The 15,494-nt window shown below is 63.6% G+C and carries 16 protein-coding genes; 14 read left to right on the forward strand and 2 right to left on the reverse strand.

Annotated elements, in window-relative coordinates; translation table 11 throughout:
- The first annotated feature begins 15 nt into the window (after positions 1-15).
- From HV770_RS05545 to cysM, 8 genes are all read left to right on the forward strand, one after another.
- Positions 16-339 carry an integration host factor subunit beta gene (locus tag HV770_RS05545; protein ID WP_175158452.1) on the forward strand — a complete coding sequence of 108 codons (324 nt, stop codon included), beginning with the start codon at positions 16-18 and terminating at the stop codon, positions 337-339.
- Between the two features lie 391 nt (positions 340-730).
- The gene (locus tag HV770_RS05550) at positions 731-1,024 is read left to right on the forward strand and encodes a LapA family protein (RefSeq protein ID WP_175158453.1); all 294 of its coding nucleotides are present in this window, start codon (positions 731-733) and stop codon (positions 1,022-1,024) included.
- Positions 1,025-1,094: 70 nt separating this feature from the next.
- Positions 1,095-2,270 (forward strand): lipopolysaccharide assembly protein LapB, encoded by a 1,176-nt coding sequence (gene lapB, locus HV770_RS05555; RefSeq protein ID WP_175158454.1) that lies wholly within the window; start codon positions 1,095-1,097, stop codon positions 2,268-2,270.
- Between the two features lie 143 nt (positions 2,271-2,413).
- On the forward strand, positions 2,414-3,817 hold the full coding sequence (locus tag HV770_RS05560) for a UDP-glucose dehydrogenase family protein (RefSeq protein ID WP_175158455.1): 1,404 nt from the start codon (positions 2,414-2,416) through the stop codon (positions 3,815-3,817).
- Positions 3,783-4,790: a D-glycero-beta-D-manno-heptose-7-phosphate kinase gene (rfaE1, locus tag HV770_RS05565; protein WP_281366193.1), complete on the forward strand. Its 1,008-nt coding sequence runs from the start codon at positions 3,783-3,785 to the stop codon at positions 4,788-4,790. The genes HV770_RS05560 and rfaE1 overlap by 35 nt, the downstream gene beginning before the upstream one ends.
- A gap of 153 nt (positions 4,791-4,943) precedes the next feature.
- Positions 4,944-5,936, forward strand: a complete 993-nt coding sequence (gene rfaD / locus HV770_RS05570) for an ADP-glyceromanno-heptose 6-epimerase (protein ID WP_175158456.1) — start codon at positions 4,944-4,946, stop codon at positions 5,934-5,936.
- 77 nt (positions 5,937-6,013) lie between these two features.
- A complete protein-coding gene (locus tag HV770_RS05575) occupies positions 6,014-6,379 on the forward strand; it encodes a ComEA family DNA-binding protein (RefSeq protein WP_175158457.1) in 366 nt (121 codons plus the stop codon).
- A 313-nt stretch (positions 6,380-6,692) separates the two neighbouring features.
- On the forward strand, positions 6,693-7,595 hold the full coding sequence (gene cysM, locus HV770_RS05580) for a cysteine synthase CysM (RefSeq protein WP_175158458.1): 903 nt from the start codon (positions 6,693-6,695) through the stop codon (positions 7,593-7,595).
- 100 nt (positions 7,596-7,695) lie between these two features.
- Here cysM and mltB read toward each other — a convergent pair whose 3' ends face one another.
- Entirely contained in the window at positions 7,696-8,844 is a 1,149-nt protein-coding gene (gene mltB / locus HV770_RS05585; RefSeq protein ID WP_175158459.1) for a lytic murein transglycosylase B, read from the reverse strand.
- Positions 8,845-9,125: 281 nt separating this feature from the next.
- Between mltB and HV770_RS05590 the strand changes: the two genes are divergently transcribed.
- Both HV770_RS05590 and HV770_RS05595 read left to right on the forward strand, forming a co-directional pair.
- A complete protein-coding gene (locus HV770_RS05590; RefSeq protein WP_175158460.1) occupies positions 9,126-10,049 on the forward strand; it encodes a histone deacetylase family protein in 924 nt (307 codons plus the stop codon).
- Between the two features lie 53 nt (positions 10,050-10,102).
- Entirely contained in the window at positions 10,103-10,903 is an 801-nt protein-coding gene (locus tag HV770_RS05595; RefSeq protein WP_175158461.1) for an enoyl-CoA hydratase, read from the forward strand.
- Between the two features lie 119 nt (positions 10,904-11,022).
- Here HV770_RS05595 and HV770_RS05600 read toward each other — a convergent pair whose 3' ends face one another.
- Entirely contained in the window at positions 11,023-11,925 is a 903-nt protein-coding gene (locus tag HV770_RS05600) for an alpha/beta hydrolase (protein WP_175158462.1), read from the reverse strand.
- A gap of 240 nt (positions 11,926-12,165) precedes the next feature.
- Here HV770_RS05600 and HV770_RS05605 point away from each other — a divergent pair, with 240 nt between their 5' ends.
- The 4 genes from HV770_RS05605 to HV770_RS05620 all read left to right on the forward strand — a co-directional run.
- Complete coding sequence (locus HV770_RS05605; RefSeq protein ID WP_175158463.1) at positions 12,166-13,200, forward strand: methionine ABC transporter ATP-binding protein; 1,035 nt, start codon at positions 12,166-12,168, stop codon at positions 13,198-13,200.
- On the forward strand, positions 13,190-13,843 hold the full coding sequence (locus HV770_RS05610; RefSeq protein ID WP_121315372.1) for a methionine ABC transporter permease: 654 nt from the start codon (positions 13,190-13,192) through the stop codon (positions 13,841-13,843). Before HV770_RS05605 ends, HV770_RS05610 begins: the two co-directional genes overlap by 11 nt.
- Positions 13,844-13,887: 44 nt before the next feature.
- A complete protein-coding gene (locus HV770_RS05615) occupies positions 13,888-14,682 on the forward strand; it encodes a MetQ/NlpA family ABC transporter substrate-binding protein (RefSeq protein WP_175158464.1) in 795 nt (264 codons plus the stop codon).
- 239 nt (positions 14,683-14,921) lie between these two features.
- Positions 14,922-15,494 (forward strand): electron transfer flavoprotein subunit beta/FixA family protein (locus HV770_RS05620; RefSeq protein ID WP_175158465.1); only part of this gene is annotated, 573 nt, incomplete at its 3' end.

Genomic DNA, 15,494 nt, shown 5'->3' on the forward strand with positions numbered 1-15,494 from the left:
GAGGTCTGCTGCAGTATGACCAAATCGGAATTGGTCGCCCAGCTGGCTACGCGATTTCCGCAGCTTGTACTTAAAGATGCGGATTTCGCGGTGAAGACGATGCTTGATGCGATGTCGGAGGCGCTTGCCAACGGTCATCGCATCGAAATTCGCGGCTTCGGCAGCTTCGGCCTCAACCGCCGTCCCTCCCGCGTCGGACGCAATCCGAAGTCGGGCGAGAAGGTGCTGGTACCTGAGAAGCACGTACCGCACTTCAAGCCGGGCAAGGAATTGCGTGAGCGGGTAGATCGTCGCGCGGGCGAGCCGTTGAAGGCCGAAGAGCCGGATGACGACCTGTAAATGCTTCGCTGCGCGTTTTGCAGCGTGGCATTGGTAGCGTCAGCGGCCAAAGCCAGTTGGCAAAAGACCAGAAAAAGCGCCTTTGGGCGCTTTTTTTTCGCCCATAGATTTTCTAGCCGCGTTGTCGTAGCTGTTTGACCGCACCAAGCCGCATCAAGCCAAGCTCACGCGCGTGCGTCCCTTCGCCACTCTGCCAGGCCCAAGCACCCGTCCCCTCAGTCCTTATTTGCGGCGAGAGCAGGATAAACCCCACGTAAGCCGCAATTCGCCACTTCCTGCCCAGCCACGAGGGCTTCAATTACAATACGGGTCACTTCGGCGCGGGCAATACATTGGCGCGACGCGTCATCGAGCCGGCGTCACCTCGCAACTGCCGTCAAGAGACACATTCATGAAATTTATCGTCTGGTTGATCCGTGTGCTGGTGTTCGTGCTGCTGCTGGTGCTGGCGCTCTCCAACACACAACCTGCTACGTTGAATTTCCTCGCCGGCTACATGTGGTCGGCGCCCTTGATCCTGATCGGTCTCGCGTTCTTCGTGGTGGGGCTGTTGGCCGGACTGGTGTCGGCAATGCCGACTACGGTGCGCCTGCGCATGGAAAATGGCCGGCTCAAGCGCGAGTTGCGCGCGGCGCGCGAAACGCCAGTGGTGGTCGAACAACCACCCATGCCGCCGCTGATCTGAATTTCCTTCCGCCGCGCAAGGTTGAGCGCGGCTTTCCGTTCCTGCTTTCCCGCACATTTGCATTAATCGCATGGATCTAGACTTCTGGTGGCTGCTCGTCATCCCCGTCGCTTTCGCGTTCGGCTGGATGGCTGCGCGCTACGACCTCAAGACGCTGCTGTCCGAGAGCGCCAACCTGCCGCGCTCGTATTTCCGCGGCCTGAACTTCCTGCTCAACGAGCAGCCTGACCAGGCGATCGATGCATTCATCGAAGTGGTCAAGCTCGACCCCGAAACGATCGAACTGCATTTCGCGCTAGGGAATCTGTTCCGGCGCCGCGGCGAAACGGACCGCGCGATTCGCGTGCATCAGAATCTGTTGAGCCGCGCCGACCTGCCGGTCAGCGAGCGCGACCACGCGCTTTACGAACTGGGCCAGGACTTCCTGAAAGCGGGCCTGCTCGATCGCGCGGAGGAAACTTTCCGGTCGCTCGAAACCGGCGACTACGCGTTAGGCGCACAACGAGCGCTCCTCACCATCTACGAGATCGAGAAGGACTGGGTCAAGTCGATCGACACCGCGCGCCATCTGGAAACGATGGGCGCCGAATCGCTCGGCAAGGAAATCGCGCAGTTCCATTGCGAGCTTGCGCAGGAAGCGCTGCAGCAGAACAATCCGGACGAGGCCCGCCGCCAGCTCGGCTTCGCGCTGAAGGCGAACCCGACCAACGTGCGCGCCACTATCCTGTTCGGCGACGTCGACGCGGCTGGCGGCGAGCAGGCCGCGGCCATCGACCAATGGCGGCGCGTCGAGGAGCAGAATCCGGCCTATCTGCCGCTGGTCGCGGAGAAAGTGATGAAGGCCTATGAGGCGCTTGGCCGTCCGCAAGAAGGCGCCGATCTGCTTACCGCCTGGGTCGACCGGCATCCGACCAACGATCTGCTCGATGTAGCCTATCAGCACGTCGCGTCCCTGCGCGGTCCCGATGCGGCGCACGCGCTGGCACGTTCGCAGATGCAGAAGTCGCCGAACCTGGCCGGCATGACGCGTCTACTGGAGGCGCAGCAGGCCGTCGCGGAGGAGCCGCGGCGCAGCGAGCTCGAACTGATGCGTACGCTGATCCGTCAGCGCACCAAGAATCTGCCGCGCTATACGTGCCAGAATTGCGGCTTCAGGGCGCGGCTTTTCTATTGGCAGTGCCCGGGTTGCAGCGGATGGGAAACCTATGCGCCGCGTCGTGTCGAACCGATTGTCGCGTCGAATTGACGGCACTGCGGGCGTCGCGGCATTAACCGCAGGGCCGCCGCGCCCCGCGCATGGCGGCAGCATCGGCGCGGGCGGATTTTGCAGCGAGTTCGTCCCGGCCTCATGACCGGCAATCATCACCGGAACCCTCTACCGGAAGGCGTATGAAAATCACCATTATCGGCACAGGCTATGTCGGCCTCGTCACTGGCGCGTGTCTCGCTGAGATCGGTCACGACGTTTTCTGTCTTGACGTCGATCCGCGCAAGATCGAAATCCTCAATAACGGCGGCGTACCGATTCACGAGCCGGGTTTGCAGGAGATGATCGCCCGCACGCGCGCGGCGCGCCGCATCACGTTCTCCACGGATGTCGAGGCCAGCGTGGCGCACGGTGACGTGCAGTTCATCGCGGTCGGTACGCCGCCTGACGAAGACGGCTCGGCCGATCTGCAGTACGTGCTCGAGGCGGCTCGCAACATTGGCCGCACGATGAACGGCTTCAAGGTGGTCGTCGACAAATCGACGGTGCCGGTCGGCACAGCGCAGCGGGTGCGCGCGGTGATCGCGGAAGAGCTCGCCAAACGCGAATTGGCGGGCAGCGACCAGCATCGCTTTTCGGTGGTCTCCAACCCCGAGTTTCTGAAGGAAGGCGCGGCGGTCGACGACTTCATGCGACCCGATCGCATCGTGATCGGCAGCGACGAAGACGAAGCCGGCCAACGCGCGCGCGAACTGATGAAGCGCCTGTACGCGCCGTTCAACCGCAATCACGAACGTACGCTGCACATGGACGTGCGCTCGGCCGAATTCACCAAATACGCGGCCAATGCGATGCTCGCCACGCGCATTTCGTTCATGAACGAAATGTCGAATCTGGCGGATCGCGTCGGCGCGGATATCGAAGCGGTGCGCCGCGGCATCGGCTCGGACCCGCGCATCGGCTATCACTTCCTGTATGCCGGTTGCGGCTATGGCGGCTCGTGCTTTCCGAAGGACGTGCAGGCGCTGATTCGCACCGCCAGCGAGAGCGGGCACAACCTGCGAATCCTCGAAGCGGTCGAGGAAGTGAACGACAGGCAAAAGGACGTACTGGTTCAAAAGATCACCGCCAAGCTCGGCGACGATCTGAGCGGCCGCACGTTCGCCGTCTGGGGCCTCGCATTCAAGCCGAATACCGACGACATGCGCGAAGCGCCCAGCCGTCGCGTGGTCGCCGAACTGCTGGCGCGTGGCGCTCAGGTGCGTGCGTACGACCCGGTCGCGGTGACCGAAGCGCGCCGCGTATTCGAGCTCGATTTGCACAACGCGCCCGAGCAGCTCGCGCGTCTGACCTTCACGAGTACGCAGGACGAAACGCTCACCGGCGCCGACGCGCTCGTGATCGTGACCGAATGGAAGGAATTCAAGAGTCCGGATTTCGTGTACCTCAAATCGGTGCTGAAGTCGGCGCAGATTTTCGACGGCCGCAATCTCTACGAACCGGACGCGATGACCGAGCTCGGCATCGACTATCACTCGATTGGACGCCCCTATGCCCAACCCTCTGAACTTCCGGCCGATGCCTGAGGCCATGCCGGGAGCTCCCGCGTCCACGCCGGCGGCGCAGCTCACGGTCGTGCCGCGCGCGCAACTCGGCGCGGCGCGCGTGCTGGTGGTCGGCGACGTGATGCTGGACCGCTACTGGTTCGGCGACGTGAACCGCATCTCGCCCGAAGCGCCGGTGCCGGTGGTGCACGTGCAGCGTCAGGAAGATCGTCTGGGCGGCGCGGCGAACGTCGCGCGCAATGCGGTCGCGCTCGGCGCGCAGGCCGGCTTGCTGTGCGTGGTCGGCCATGACGAACCCGGCGAGCGCATCGTGCAGTTGCTCGGCGAAAGCGGCGTGACGCCGCATCTCGAACGCGATCCGGCGCTGCTCACCACGATCAAGCTGCGCGTGCTGTCGCGGCAGCAGCAGTTGCTGCGCGTCGACTTCGAAAACTCGCCGGCGCATGAAGTGCTGCTCGCGGGCCTCGCGCGTTTCGACGACTTGCTGCCGTCGCATGACGTGATTCTGATGTCGGATTACGCGAAGGGCGGCCTGACCCACGTCACGCAGATGATCGCGAAGGCGCACGCGGCGGGCAAGCCGGTGCTGGTCGATCCGAAGGGCGACGACTGGGAGCGTTATCGCGGCGCGACGCTGATCACACCGAATCGCGCGGAGTTGCGCGAGGTTGTCGGTCAGTGGAAGTCCGAGGAGGATCTGCTCGCGCGCGTGACGAAGCTGCGCGCCGAACTGGCGTTCAAGGCGCTGTTGCTGACGCGCTCGGAAGAGGGCATGACGCTCTTCTCCGACGACGGCGTCCTGCACGCTTCGGCCGTCGCACGCGAAGTGTATGATGTCTCGGGTGCGGGCGACACCGTGATCGCCACGCTCGCCGCCATGCTGGGCGCGGGCCTCACGCTGGTCGACGCGGTTGGCCTCGCGAATCGCGCGGCGGGCATCGTGGTCGGCAAACTCGGTACCGCCACCGTCGACTACGACGAACTCTTTCATTGATGCGGTCCGCCGGGTCTTTCGTCACGCGCCATCGCGCAGCGTGAAAAGAACCCACGGGGCGTCAACCGAAGTCCCATGCAAAGCTGTCGATTGGAGTCGGCGTTTTAGCGCTCGACCCCAGTCCCACGCAGGGCTCATTACCGCAGGATCATCATGACTCTCATCGTCACCGGCGCGGCCGGTTTCATCGGCAGCAATCTCGTGAAGGCGCTCAACGAGCGCGGCGAACAACGCATCATCGCCGTCGACAATCTGACGCGCGCCGACAAGTTCAAGAATCTGGTCGATTGCGAAATCGACGACTATCTCGATAAGACCGAATTCGTCGAGCGCTTCAAGCGCGGTGACTTCGGCAAGGTGCGCGCGATTTTCCACGAAGGCGCCTGCTCGGACACGATGGAGACCGACGGCCGCTACATGATGGACAACAACTTCCGCTACAGCCGCGACGTGCTCGATGTCTGCCTCGCGCAGAACATCCAGTTTCTGTATGCGTCGTCGGCAGCGACGTACGGCGGGTCGAGCCGCTTCGTCGAAGAGCGTGAAGTCGAGCAGCCGCTGAACGTGTACGGCTATTCGAAATTCCTGTTCGACCAGGTGATCCGGCGCGTGCTGCCTACCGCGAAGAGCCAGATTGCGGGCTTCCGTTACTTCAACGTGTACGGGCCGCGCGAAACGCATAAGGCGCGCATGGCATCGGTCGCGTTTCACAACTTCAACCAGTTCCGCGCCGAAGGCAAGGTCAAGTTGTTCGGCGAATACAACGGCTATGCATCGGGCGAGCAGACGCGCGATTTCGTTTCCGTCGAAGACGTGGTGAAGGTCAACCTGTTCTTCTTCGACAATCGGGACAAATCGGGCATCTTCAATCTCGGCAGCGGCCGTGCGCAACCGTTCAACGACATCGCGAGCACCGTGGTCAACACGCTGCGTGCGCTGAACAACGAGCCGGCGCTGTCGCTCGCGGATCAGGTGCAGCGCGGCCTGATCGAGTACATTCCGTTTCCCGACGCGCTGCGCGGCAAGTACCAGTGCTTCACGCAGGCCGACCAGTCGAAGCTGCGCGCGGCCGGCTACGATGCGCCGTTCCTGAGCGTGCAGGAAGGTGTCGATCGCTACGTACGTTGGCTGTTCGGCCAGGTGTAAATAATTCGGATCCCTCTTTAAACTGGAATCTCCCGGTTGGTGATGGTCGCCAACCGGTTGTACGAGGGAGGTTCCACATGTTTCGAAAAATTCTGGTCACCGCGGCCATGCTCGCCGCATTCGGCCACGCGTATGCGGCGGTCGACGTCAACACGGCTAACGAGGATGCGCTGCGCGGTATCAAAGGCATCGGTGCTGCCAAAGCGAAAGCCATTCTCGACGAGCGTGCAGCGCATGGTCCGTTCAAGGACCCGGCCGATCTCGGCAAGCGCGTCAAAGGCATGGGCGGGCATACCGTCGAGCGCCTGCAGGCGGAGGGTCTCGCTGTCGGTCCGGCTGGCGCTGCTGCTAACACGCAGGTTGCGGCGGCTGCACAGACCAAAGTCGCGGCCGCTCCGGCCGACGGTTCCAAAAGCAACCTCGCAGTGGCGGTAAAGAAATAAGCCGACGCGGGCCGTGCGCGCGGTTGCTTCACTGTGCGCACGGCCCGCGGCCGTCACCCCCTTCATGGTCGGAGTGAAACGAACACTCCTTCAGCTGTCATGCAGATGACTGGCTCCCGCGGTTCTCAGTCGCGGGGTTTTTTGCGTGGCGGGGCGCACGGCTCACGTCGGTTTTTTGCGTGTCGCAGCATGGCGGACGCGCGCGATGACCGTATTGCATCCATGCCGCCAGAAGGGCCGCACGGCGGCCGCGGGCACGGTGGTTTAGAATCAATAGATTAAGACTCCGCGCATCGACAGCACCAGAACCGATATGGCTTACAAAACGATTGAAGATACGATCGGCAATACGCCGCTCGTGCAACTCGTCCGGCTCCCCGACGACGAAATCCGCAGCCGCAATAACGTCGTGCTTGCGAAACTCGAGGGCAACAATCCCGCGGGATCGGTGAAGGACCGCCCGGCCCTGTCGATGATCAAGAAAGCGGAAGCCCGCGGGCGCATCAAGCCGGGCGACACGCTGATCGAATCGACGAGCGGCAACACCGGCATCGCGCTCGCGATGGCGGCGGCGATCCGTGGCTACAAGATGGTGCTGATCATGCCGGAAGACCTGTCGGTGGAACGCCGTCAGAGCATGGCGGCCTATGGTGCGCAGATCGTTCTGACGCCCGTGACCGGTGGCATGGAGTACGCGCGCGATCTAGCCGAACAGATGCAGCGCGAAGGCAAAGGCATCATCCTCGACCAGTTCGCGAATCCGGACAATCCGGCTTCGCACATCGAGGGCACGGGCCCGGAAATCTGGCGCGACACCGAAGGGCGCATCACGCACTTTGTCTCGTCGATGGGGACGACCGGCACGATCATGGGCGTGTCCACTTATCTGAAGACGCAGAATCAGGCGATCGAGATCATCGGCGCGCAGCCGGAGGAAGGCTCGCGCATTCCGGGTATTCGCAAATGGCAGGAAGCCTATCTGCCGAAAATTTTCGACCGCAGCCGCGTGGATCGCGTCGAGAACGTGAGCCAGGCCGCCGCCGAAGCGATGGCGCGCCGGATGGCATCGGTCGAAGGTATCTTCGCCGGCATTTCGTCGGGCGGCGCATGCGAGGTCGCGCTGCGTATCGCGCGCCAGGTCGAGAATGCGACGATCGTGTTCATCGTCTGCGATCGCGGCGACCGGTATCTGTCCACCGGGGTCTTTCCCGCGTAAGCGTGCATCGCCACGCCCGCCTATGAAAAAGCGCCGGTCGAACCGGCGCTTTTTTTATGTCGGCTGGTGAGGCGCACAGAGCATGCGCATCACGATCGCTCTATTGCGAATTGCCGTTCGGCGCCGTCGCGCCAGTGGCGCCGTTCGCCGCGTTGCTTGCCTCCATCTGCGCTTTGACCTTCTGGCCCAACTGATACACCGCCAGCGCATAAAAGAAGCTGCGGTTATAGCGCGTCAGCACGTAGAAATTCTTCAGCCCCAGCTTGAACTCGGTGCCGCGCCCCGGCGACGGCAGGTCGACCACCGTCACCGGCGTGCCGGCTTCTGCGGCGACGTCCACGTCCGGTTCGTTCAGCAGCAGTCCGGCGCGCAGCAACTGTTCGAGCGGCCAGTGCGGCTCCGGCTGGCCGTCGGCGGCCGCTTGGGCGACGCCCAGGCTGCCGGCGTCCGAGCCGATCCGCCACACCACAGGCCGGCCGTTTTCCCAGCCGTTCTGACGCAGATAGTTCGCCACGCTGCCGATCGCGTCCGCCGCGCTCGTGCGCAGGTCGATGCGCTTGTTGCCGTCGTAGTCCACCGCGTATTGCGTGATGCTGCTCGGCAGGAACTGCGGAATGCCGATCGCGCCGGTGTACGAGCCGAGCACCGTGGTCGGGTCGATCTGCGCGTCGCGCGTCCACACCAGATAGTCTTCGAGATTCTTGCGGAAGGTGGCCTGACGGTCGCCGCGATTGGCGGTGTTCGGGTAGTCGAAGCTCAGGGTGGTCAGCGCGTCGAGCACGCGGAAGTTGCCCATGTAGCGGCCGTAGATCGTTTCCACGCCGATGATGCCGACGATCACCTCCGGCGGCACGCCGAACTCTTCATACGCGCGTTGCAACGTAGCCTGGTTCTCGCGCCAGAAGCGCACACCGGCGTTGATGCGAACCGGGTCGAGAAAGCGCGACTGATACACGCGCCAGTTCTTCACTGCCGGTGACGGCGAGGGCGTGACGAGCTTGACCGCAGTCGCGGAATAGCTGACGCCGGCGAACAGTGTGTGCAGCGCGGACTCGTCGAAGTCGTAGCGCGCGACCATGTCGTTGATGAACGCGTCGACATTCGCATTGTTCGCGTAGCGCTGCGGAATGATCTCTTCTTCAAACGTTTGCCCTTGGGGCACGGACGGTTGCGGCTGGCCCTGCGCGAGCAGCACCGGCTGTTTCTTGCCGACGCCTTGCGCGAGCGCGGGACTGGTTGCCATGACCAAGCACGATGCGACGGACAATGAGGCGGCCAGCGCGCCGAGATGAAGCCGGTTTCGTGCAGACAGAGCAAGCTTGACGGTCATAGTGAGCAAGGGGTGCAGTGTGCGGGAGACGGGGAAAAGTTTCGGGGGCAGTATACCCGACGCCTTCTGCAAAACCGTGTCGAACTCGTCACAGCCGCATCGTGTGGTAACTTGACGAGTGTCGGCGCGCCGCGAGGGTGCGCCCCTGGATGGAGACACGCTACGCGCGCTGCGAAGGCGTTGCGTCGCAGAAGAAAATCATGGCAACAGGTTTTTATTCTCACGCCGACTGTCTGCTGCACGACATGGGGCAATGGCATCCCGAATGTCCCGCGCGCCTGCAGGCCATCGAAGATCAATTGATCGCGAGCCGCATCGACTCGCTGATCGAGCGCGAGTCCGCGCCGCTCGCCGACGAAGCCGCGCTGCTGCGCGTGCATACGCAAGCGCACGTCGACTACATCCGCAGCCGTTCGCCCGCCGAAGGCATCGCCGAGATCGATCCCGATACGGCGATGAACCCCCACACCTGGCAAGCCGCGTTGCGCGCGGCGGGTGCCGCGGTGGCCGCGACGGACGCGGTGATCGAAGGCCGTTACGACAATGCTTTCTGCAGCGTGCGTCCGCCCGGCCATCACGCGGAGCCGGCGCGCGCGATGGGCTTCTGCTTCTTCAACAACGTCGCGATCGCCGCGCGCCATGCGCTCGACGTGCACGGGCTGCAGCGCGTGGCGATCATCGACTTCGACGTGCATCACGGCAACGGCACCGAAGCGGCCTTCTCGGGCGATCCGCGCGTGCTGATGTGCAGCATCTTCCAGCATCCGTTCTATCCGTTCACCGGCGCCGACAACCAGGCGTCCAACATGTGCAACGTGCCGATGCCCGCGCGTTCGAAGGGCATGGAGGTGCGCGAGGCGGTGGACATGCTGTGGCTGCCGCGCCTGCATGAATTCAAGCCCGAGATGCTGTTCATCTCGGCGGGCTTCGACGCGCATCGCGAGGACGACCTCGGTAACATGGGCCTCGTCGAAGACGACTACGCATGGATCACCGATCAGATGCGCGAGATCGCGAAACGTCATGCGCGCGGACGCATCGTCAGTTGTCTCGAGGGCGGCTACAACCTGTCGGCGCTTGGACGCAGCGTGGTCGCGCACATGCGCTCGCTGGCCGGCATCTGAACAGCCTGCCCTGCCATTGGCGGCAACCACGCAACGCAAATGAGGAGCGGGTCATGAACGCGAAGGCGAGCAGCGCTTCACTGATCGAGATCGAACACGATGCGTATCGGGTGCCGGGCGTCGTGCAGTTGACGATGAACCGGCCCGACGCGTTCAACGCGCTCTCCGAGGCTTTGCTCGATGAGATGCAGAATGCGTTGACGCAGATCGCGGCGTCGGATGCGCGCGTGGTTGTCATCGCGGGGGCGGGGCGGGCGTTCTGCGCGGGGCACGATCTGAAGGAAATGCGCGCGACGCCATCGCTGGCTTATTACCAGCGGCTGTTCGCCCGCTGCACGAAGCTGATGATGACGATCCAGCGTCTGCCGCAACCGGTGATCGCGCGTGTGCAGGGCATTGCCACGGCGGCCGGCTGTCAACTGGTGGCGATGTGCGATCTGGCGGTCGCGGCGGACTCCGCGCGTTTCGCCGTATCTGGTGTGAACCTGGGGCTGTTCTGCGCGACGCCTTCGGTGCCGCTCTCGCGCAACTTGTCGCGCAAGGCGGCGCTCGATATGCTGCTCACCGGCGAGTTCATCGACGCCGCCGAAGCGAAGCACCAAGGCCTCGTGAACCGCGTGGTTCCCGCCGACGCGCTCGACGTGGAACTCGCGCGCCTCGCCGCGACGATCTGCGCGAAACCGGTCGAAGCGGTGAGCGCTGGAAAGTGGCTTTTCTATCGCCAGCTCGAAATGGGCATCGAGGCGGCTTACCAGCTCGCCGGCCAGACGATGGCCTGCAACATGATGGATGACTCCGCGCTCGAAGGCGTGCAGGCGTTCATCGACAAGCGCGCGCCGGACTGGAAGCGCTAGGCGGGCGCAAGGGTAACGGTGGGTGCTGTGGTGACCTCGGCGGCCAGGGAGCATCAAGGTCAGCGCGTTTGCGAGTGGCCACGGCGGGAGAGGCCGCGCTTCGCCATCGCGTCAAACGCTCAACGCCCCACCGCCCGCTTCTCGATCCAATCGATCAGCCCCCCGATCACACGGTCGCGATCGAGATCGTTCATCGTCTCGTGATAGCTGCCTTCGTGCAGCGTAAGCGTCTTGTCCGGCGAACCTGCGTGCTGGCCGAAGGCGCGGCTGCCGTCGGGCTCGGTGAGCTGGTCGGCGGTGCCGTGATACACCAGCAGCGGCATGCGCAAATTCGCACGGCCACGTTCGATCCGCGCCATCGCCAGCAACAGCTCCGCGGCGGTGCGCGCCGGAATCGCATCGTGATGCACGAGCGGGTCGTTGCGATTGGCATTCACCACCGGCTGAAGACGCGACAGCAGCGCGGCATCGATCTTCATCGCCGGGAAACCTGGATAGACACGGCTGATCACCTGGCTTAGTGCAAGCATCCAGCGCGGCACGTCGCGTCCCGGCGCGAGCGCGGGGCTCGACAGGATCAAACCGCTCAGCCGCCGGCCGCTCGCGTCGAGCCGCTCGATCGCGTACAGCGCGGCGATCGCGCCACCCATGCTGTGGCCCATCAGAAAGAGCGGCGCGCAGCTTTGCGCGGCGGCGTCGAGCAGGGCCTGCGCGTCGAGCAGATAGTCGTCGAAACGCTTCACGGAGACCCGCTTGCCGGGCGCGTGTCCGTGGCCGCGCAGGTCGATCGCGACCAGTTCGATGCCGGCCGCATTCAGACGCCCGGCCAACGCGGCGTAGCGGCCCGCGTGCTCGGCCAGCCCGTGCAGCAGTGCGACGGTCGCGCGCAGCGGCCCCTTGGCCGGCCAGCGGTACAACGGCAATGCGACGCCATCGGCGGTGGTGACCGACGAGCGCTGCGGCCCGTCGACGTTCTGCCTCCCGCCGCTCGCGCGCACGTTGTTATTTTCGGATGTTTCCATGGCTGCAGCTCGTCCTGATTCTGGTTCGCCCGATCATAGTCGCAGCGATGCCCGGCGCGCGAGCATTGCATCTCACGCGACCCTCTAATGCTCATAGGTTATGAAAAGATCGTAATTGATTATTAAAGGGAATGACGGCCCTGCGGTAGAATTGCGGCCTCAAATCCCAATAAAAGCAACGGCGGCCGCTTGTCGCGAGCGCACAACGCTCGGCGACAGACTCCGCCGTTTCGTTTTTCCATGATCGAAATACGCAACATTTCCCAGCGGTTCGCCGGGCCCCAAGGCTGGGTCGAGGCGCTGCACAACGTCAATCTGTCGATTCCGGCGGGCGAGGTGTTCGGCATCATCGGCCGTAGCGGCGCGGGCAAGAGTACGCTCGTGCGCACCATCAACCTGCTGACGCGCCCCTCCGAAGGCAATATCGTCGTCGACGGGCGCGATCTGACCACGCTGCCCGCCGCGCAGTTGCGCGAGGCGCGCCGCGAGATCGGCATGATCTTCCAGCACTTCAACCTGCTGTCGTCGCGCACCGTGTACGAAAACGTCGCGCTGCCTCTCGAACTCGCCGGCATGAATCGCGACGAGATCGAAGCGAATGTGTTGCCGCTGCTCGAGCTGGTCGGCCTGTTGGCGCAGAAGGATCGTTATCCGGCGCAGATCAGCGGCGGGCAGAAGCAGCGCGTGGGTATCGCGCGCGCACTGGCGAGCAAGCCGAAAGTGCTGCTCTCGGACGAAGCCACCTCCGCGCTCGACCCCGAAACCACGCGGGCGATTCTCGACCTGCTCAAGCGCATCAATCGCGAACTGAACCTGACGATCGTGCTGATCACGCACCAGATGGACGTGATCAAGCAGGTCTGCGACCGCGTCGCGGTGCTGGACGCGGGCCGGGTGGTCGAAGAGGGCAAGGTGATTGACGTGTTCCTGCAGCCGCGTCATGAAGTGACGCGCGCGCTGATCGGCGACGTGATCGCGCAGGAGTTGCCGCCAGCGATGAAGGCGCGTGTCGCAGAGCGCCTGAAGACCGGCAGCGGCCACCTGCTGCGGCTCGCGTTCACGGGCTCGGGCGTCGACCAGCCGATCCTGTCCGAAACGATTCGCCGCTATGAACTCGACTTCAACATCCTGCACGGCCAGATCGACGAGATCCAGGGGCAGGCGTTCGGCTCGCTCGCGGTGCTCGCGGGCGGCGAACCGGCTAAGGTGGCGCAGGCGCTGACGTACCTGCGCGAACAGGGTGTGGTGGTGGAGGAGCTCTCGCATGTTGAGTGAAATGTTCGATATGTTCGTCCAGTCGTTCTGGGAAACGCTCGTGATGGTGGGCATTTCCGGACTGGTCGGCGCATTGGTGGGATTGCCGCTCGGCGTGCTGCTGTATCTGACGGACCGCCAGGGCGTGCTGGAAAACGTCGCGGTGAATCGTGTGATGGGCGTGATCGTCAATGCGGTCCGCTCGACGCCGTTCATCATCCTGCTGGTCGCGGTGATTCCGTTCACGCGCCTCGTCGTGGGTTCGTCGATCGGGACGGCGGCGGCGGTCGTGCCGCTGACGATCGCCGCCGCGCCGTTCATCGCGCGGCTGGTCGAGACCGCGCTGCGCGAGGTCGATCGCGGGCTGATCGAAGCGGCCCAGGCGATGGGCGCGACCACCGGCCAGATCGTCTTCAAGGTGTTGCTGCCGGAATCGCTGCCGGGCGTGGTCGCCGGCTTGACGATCACGTTCGTGTCGCTGGTCGGTTATTCGGCGATGGCCGGCGCGATCGGCGGCGGCGGTCTCGGCGACCTCGGTATTCGCTACGGCTATCAGCGTTTTCTGCCTGAGGTGATGTTGACGGTCGTGGTGATCCTGATCGTGTTCGTGCAGCTGGTGCAGTCATTCGGGGATTGGCTCGTGCGTCGTTTGAGCCATAAATAAACACGGGTCATCGGAACCCGCTAGCAGAGTCGGAAAGGTCCATCATGCAACGTCGCTTCATTCTCAAGCTCGCAGGAGCGTTCGCCGCCGCGTCGCTGTTCGCCGCCGCGGCTCACGCCGAAGACAGCATCAAGGTCGGCGTCACCGGCGGTCCGCATGCGCAGATCATGGAAGTCGTGAAGACGGTCGCGGCGAAGAACGGTCTGAATATCAAGGTCATCGAATTCTCCGACTACGTACAGCCGAACGCGGCGCTCGCCGGCGGCGATCTGGACGCGAACAGCTACCAGCACGACCCGTACTTGCAGGCGCAGGTGAAGGATCGTGGCTACAGGCTCATCCGCATCGCGGACACGGTTACCTATCCGATGGGAATCTATTCGAAGAAGGTGAAAACGCTCGCCGAACTGCAACCGGGCGCGAAAATCGCCGTGCCGAACGATCCGACCAACGGCGGCCGGGCACTGTTGCTTCTGCAGAAGCAGGGTCTGCTGAAGCTGCGCGCCGATGCGGGTCTGAAGGCGACGCCGCTCGATATCGTCGAGAATCCGAAGAAGTTGAAGATCGTCGAACTCGACGCCGCGCAAATCCCGCGCTCGTTGAACGACGTCGACGCGGCCGCCATCAACACGAACTTCGCGATGGAAGCCGGCCTGAAGCCGAAGCAGGACGCGATCGCCATCGAAGATCCGAAGGGGCCGTATGTGAATATCATCGCAATTCGCGAAGCCGACCGGAACAAGCCGTGGGTCGCCAGGCTGGTCGCGGCGTACCATTCGCCGGAAGTGAAGCAGTTTGTCGACAGCAAGTTCGGTGGGTCGGTGATCACCGCCTGGTGAGCCAGCCGCCTGCACATCGGGCAAGAGACGACGGCCATGACGAATTAGAGGCGTAAGTTGAAACCCGGGGTTGCCGCCCGGGTTTTTTCGAGATTAAAATAGAACGATCGTTCGTTATTGTCGTCACGCCACTGGGGAGCGATATCCTTCTGCTAAAGCGCCCGCGACAAAAGGCTGTCCCGAGGCCAGTCGCTATAATGTTCGTTGGGTTGACGTATTCGTAACTTTGGAGCGTGTGCATGAAAATCCTGGTGCCAGTCAAGAGAGTGGTCGATTACAACGTGAAAGTCCGGGTCAAGTCGGACGGCACGGGCGTCGACATCGCGAACGTGAAGATGTCGATGAATCCGTTCGATGAAATCGCGGTGGAAGAAGCGGTGCGTCTGAAGGAAGCCGGTGTGGCGACGGAAGTGATCGCCGTGTCGGCCGGTGTGACGCAGGCGCAGGAAACGCTGCGCACCGCGCTGGCGATCGGCGCGGATCGCGCGATCCTGATCGAGTCGACCGACGAACTGCAGCCGCTGGCGGTCGCCAAGCTGCTCAAGGCGCTGGTCGACAAGGAACAGCCTTCGTTGATCATTCTGGGCAAGCAGGCCATCGACGACGATTCGAACCAGACCGGCCAGATGCTCGCCGCTTTGGCGAATCTGCCGCAAGCGACGTTTGCCTCGAAGCTTGTCGTGGCTGACGGCAAGGCAACCGTGTCGCGCGAAGTGGACGGCGGCGCCGAAACGCTGTCGCTCACATTGCCGGCCGTGGTCACCACCGACCTGCGCCTGAACGAGCCGCGCTACGTGACGCTGCCGAACATC

Origin of the sequence: Paraburkholderia fynbosensis (assembly GCF_902859935.1) — a bacterium.
Taxonomy (GTDB): Bacteria; Pseudomonadota; Gammaproteobacteria; order Burkholderiales; family Burkholderiaceae; genus Paraburkholderia; species Paraburkholderia fynbosensis.

What these genes read in the sequence shown, in the direction of transcription:
- rfaD (WP_175158456.1), top strand. Translation starts at nt 4,944, where the DNA reads ATGACTCTCATCGTCACCGGCGCGGCCGGTTTCATCGGCAGCAATCTC.
- HV770_RS05560 (WP_175158455.1), top strand. Translation starts at nt 2,414, where the DNA reads ATGAAAATCACCATTATCGGCACAGGCTATGTCGGCCTCGTCACTGGC.
- HV770_RS05615 (WP_175158464.1), top strand. Translation starts at nt 13,888, where the DNA reads ATGCAACGTCGCTTCATTCTCAAGCTCGCAGGAGCGTTCGCCGCCGCG.
- HV770_RS05600 (WP_175158462.1), bottom strand. Translation starts at nt 11,925, where the DNA reads ATGGAAACATCCGAAAATAACAACGTGCGCGCGAGCGGCGGGAGGCAG.
- HV770_RS05605 (WP_175158463.1), top strand. Translation starts at nt 12,166, where the DNA reads ATGATCGAAATACGCAACATTTCCCAGCGGTTCGCCGGGCCCCAAGGC.
- HV770_RS05590 (WP_175158460.1), top strand. Translation starts at nt 9,126, where the DNA reads ATGGCAACAGGTTTTTATTCTCACGCCGACTGTCTGCTGCACGACATG.
- cysM (WP_175158458.1), top strand. Translation starts at nt 6,693, where the DNA reads ATGGCTTACAAAACGATTGAAGATACGATCGGCAATACGCCGCTCGTG.
- HV770_RS05610 (WP_121315372.1), top strand. Translation starts at nt 13,190, where the DNA reads ATGTTGAGTGAAATGTTCGATATGTTCGTCCAGTCGTTCTGGGAAACG.
- HV770_RS05550 (WP_175158453.1), top strand. Translation starts at nt 731, where the DNA reads ATGAAATTTATCGTCTGGTTGATCCGTGTGCTGGTGTTCGTGCTGCTG.
- HV770_RS05575 (WP_175158457.1), top strand. Translation starts at nt 6,014, where the DNA reads ATGTTTCGAAAAATTCTGGTCACCGCGGCCATGCTCGCCGCATTCGGC.
- HV770_RS05545 (WP_175158452.1), top strand. Translation starts at nt 16, where the DNA reads ATGACCAAATCGGAATTGGTCGCCCAGCTGGCTACGCGATTTCCGCAG.
- lapB (WP_175158454.1), top strand. Translation starts at nt 1,095, where the DNA reads ATGGATCTAGACTTCTGGTGGCTGCTCGTCATCCCCGTCGCTTTCGCG.
- rfaE1 (WP_281366193.1), top strand. Translation starts at nt 3,783, where the DNA reads ATGCCCAACCCTCTGAACTTCCGGCCGATGCCTGAGGCCATGCCGGGA.
- HV770_RS05595 (WP_175158461.1), top strand. Translation starts at nt 10,103, where the DNA reads ATGAACGCGAAGGCGAGCAGCGCTTCACTGATCGAGATCGAACACGAT.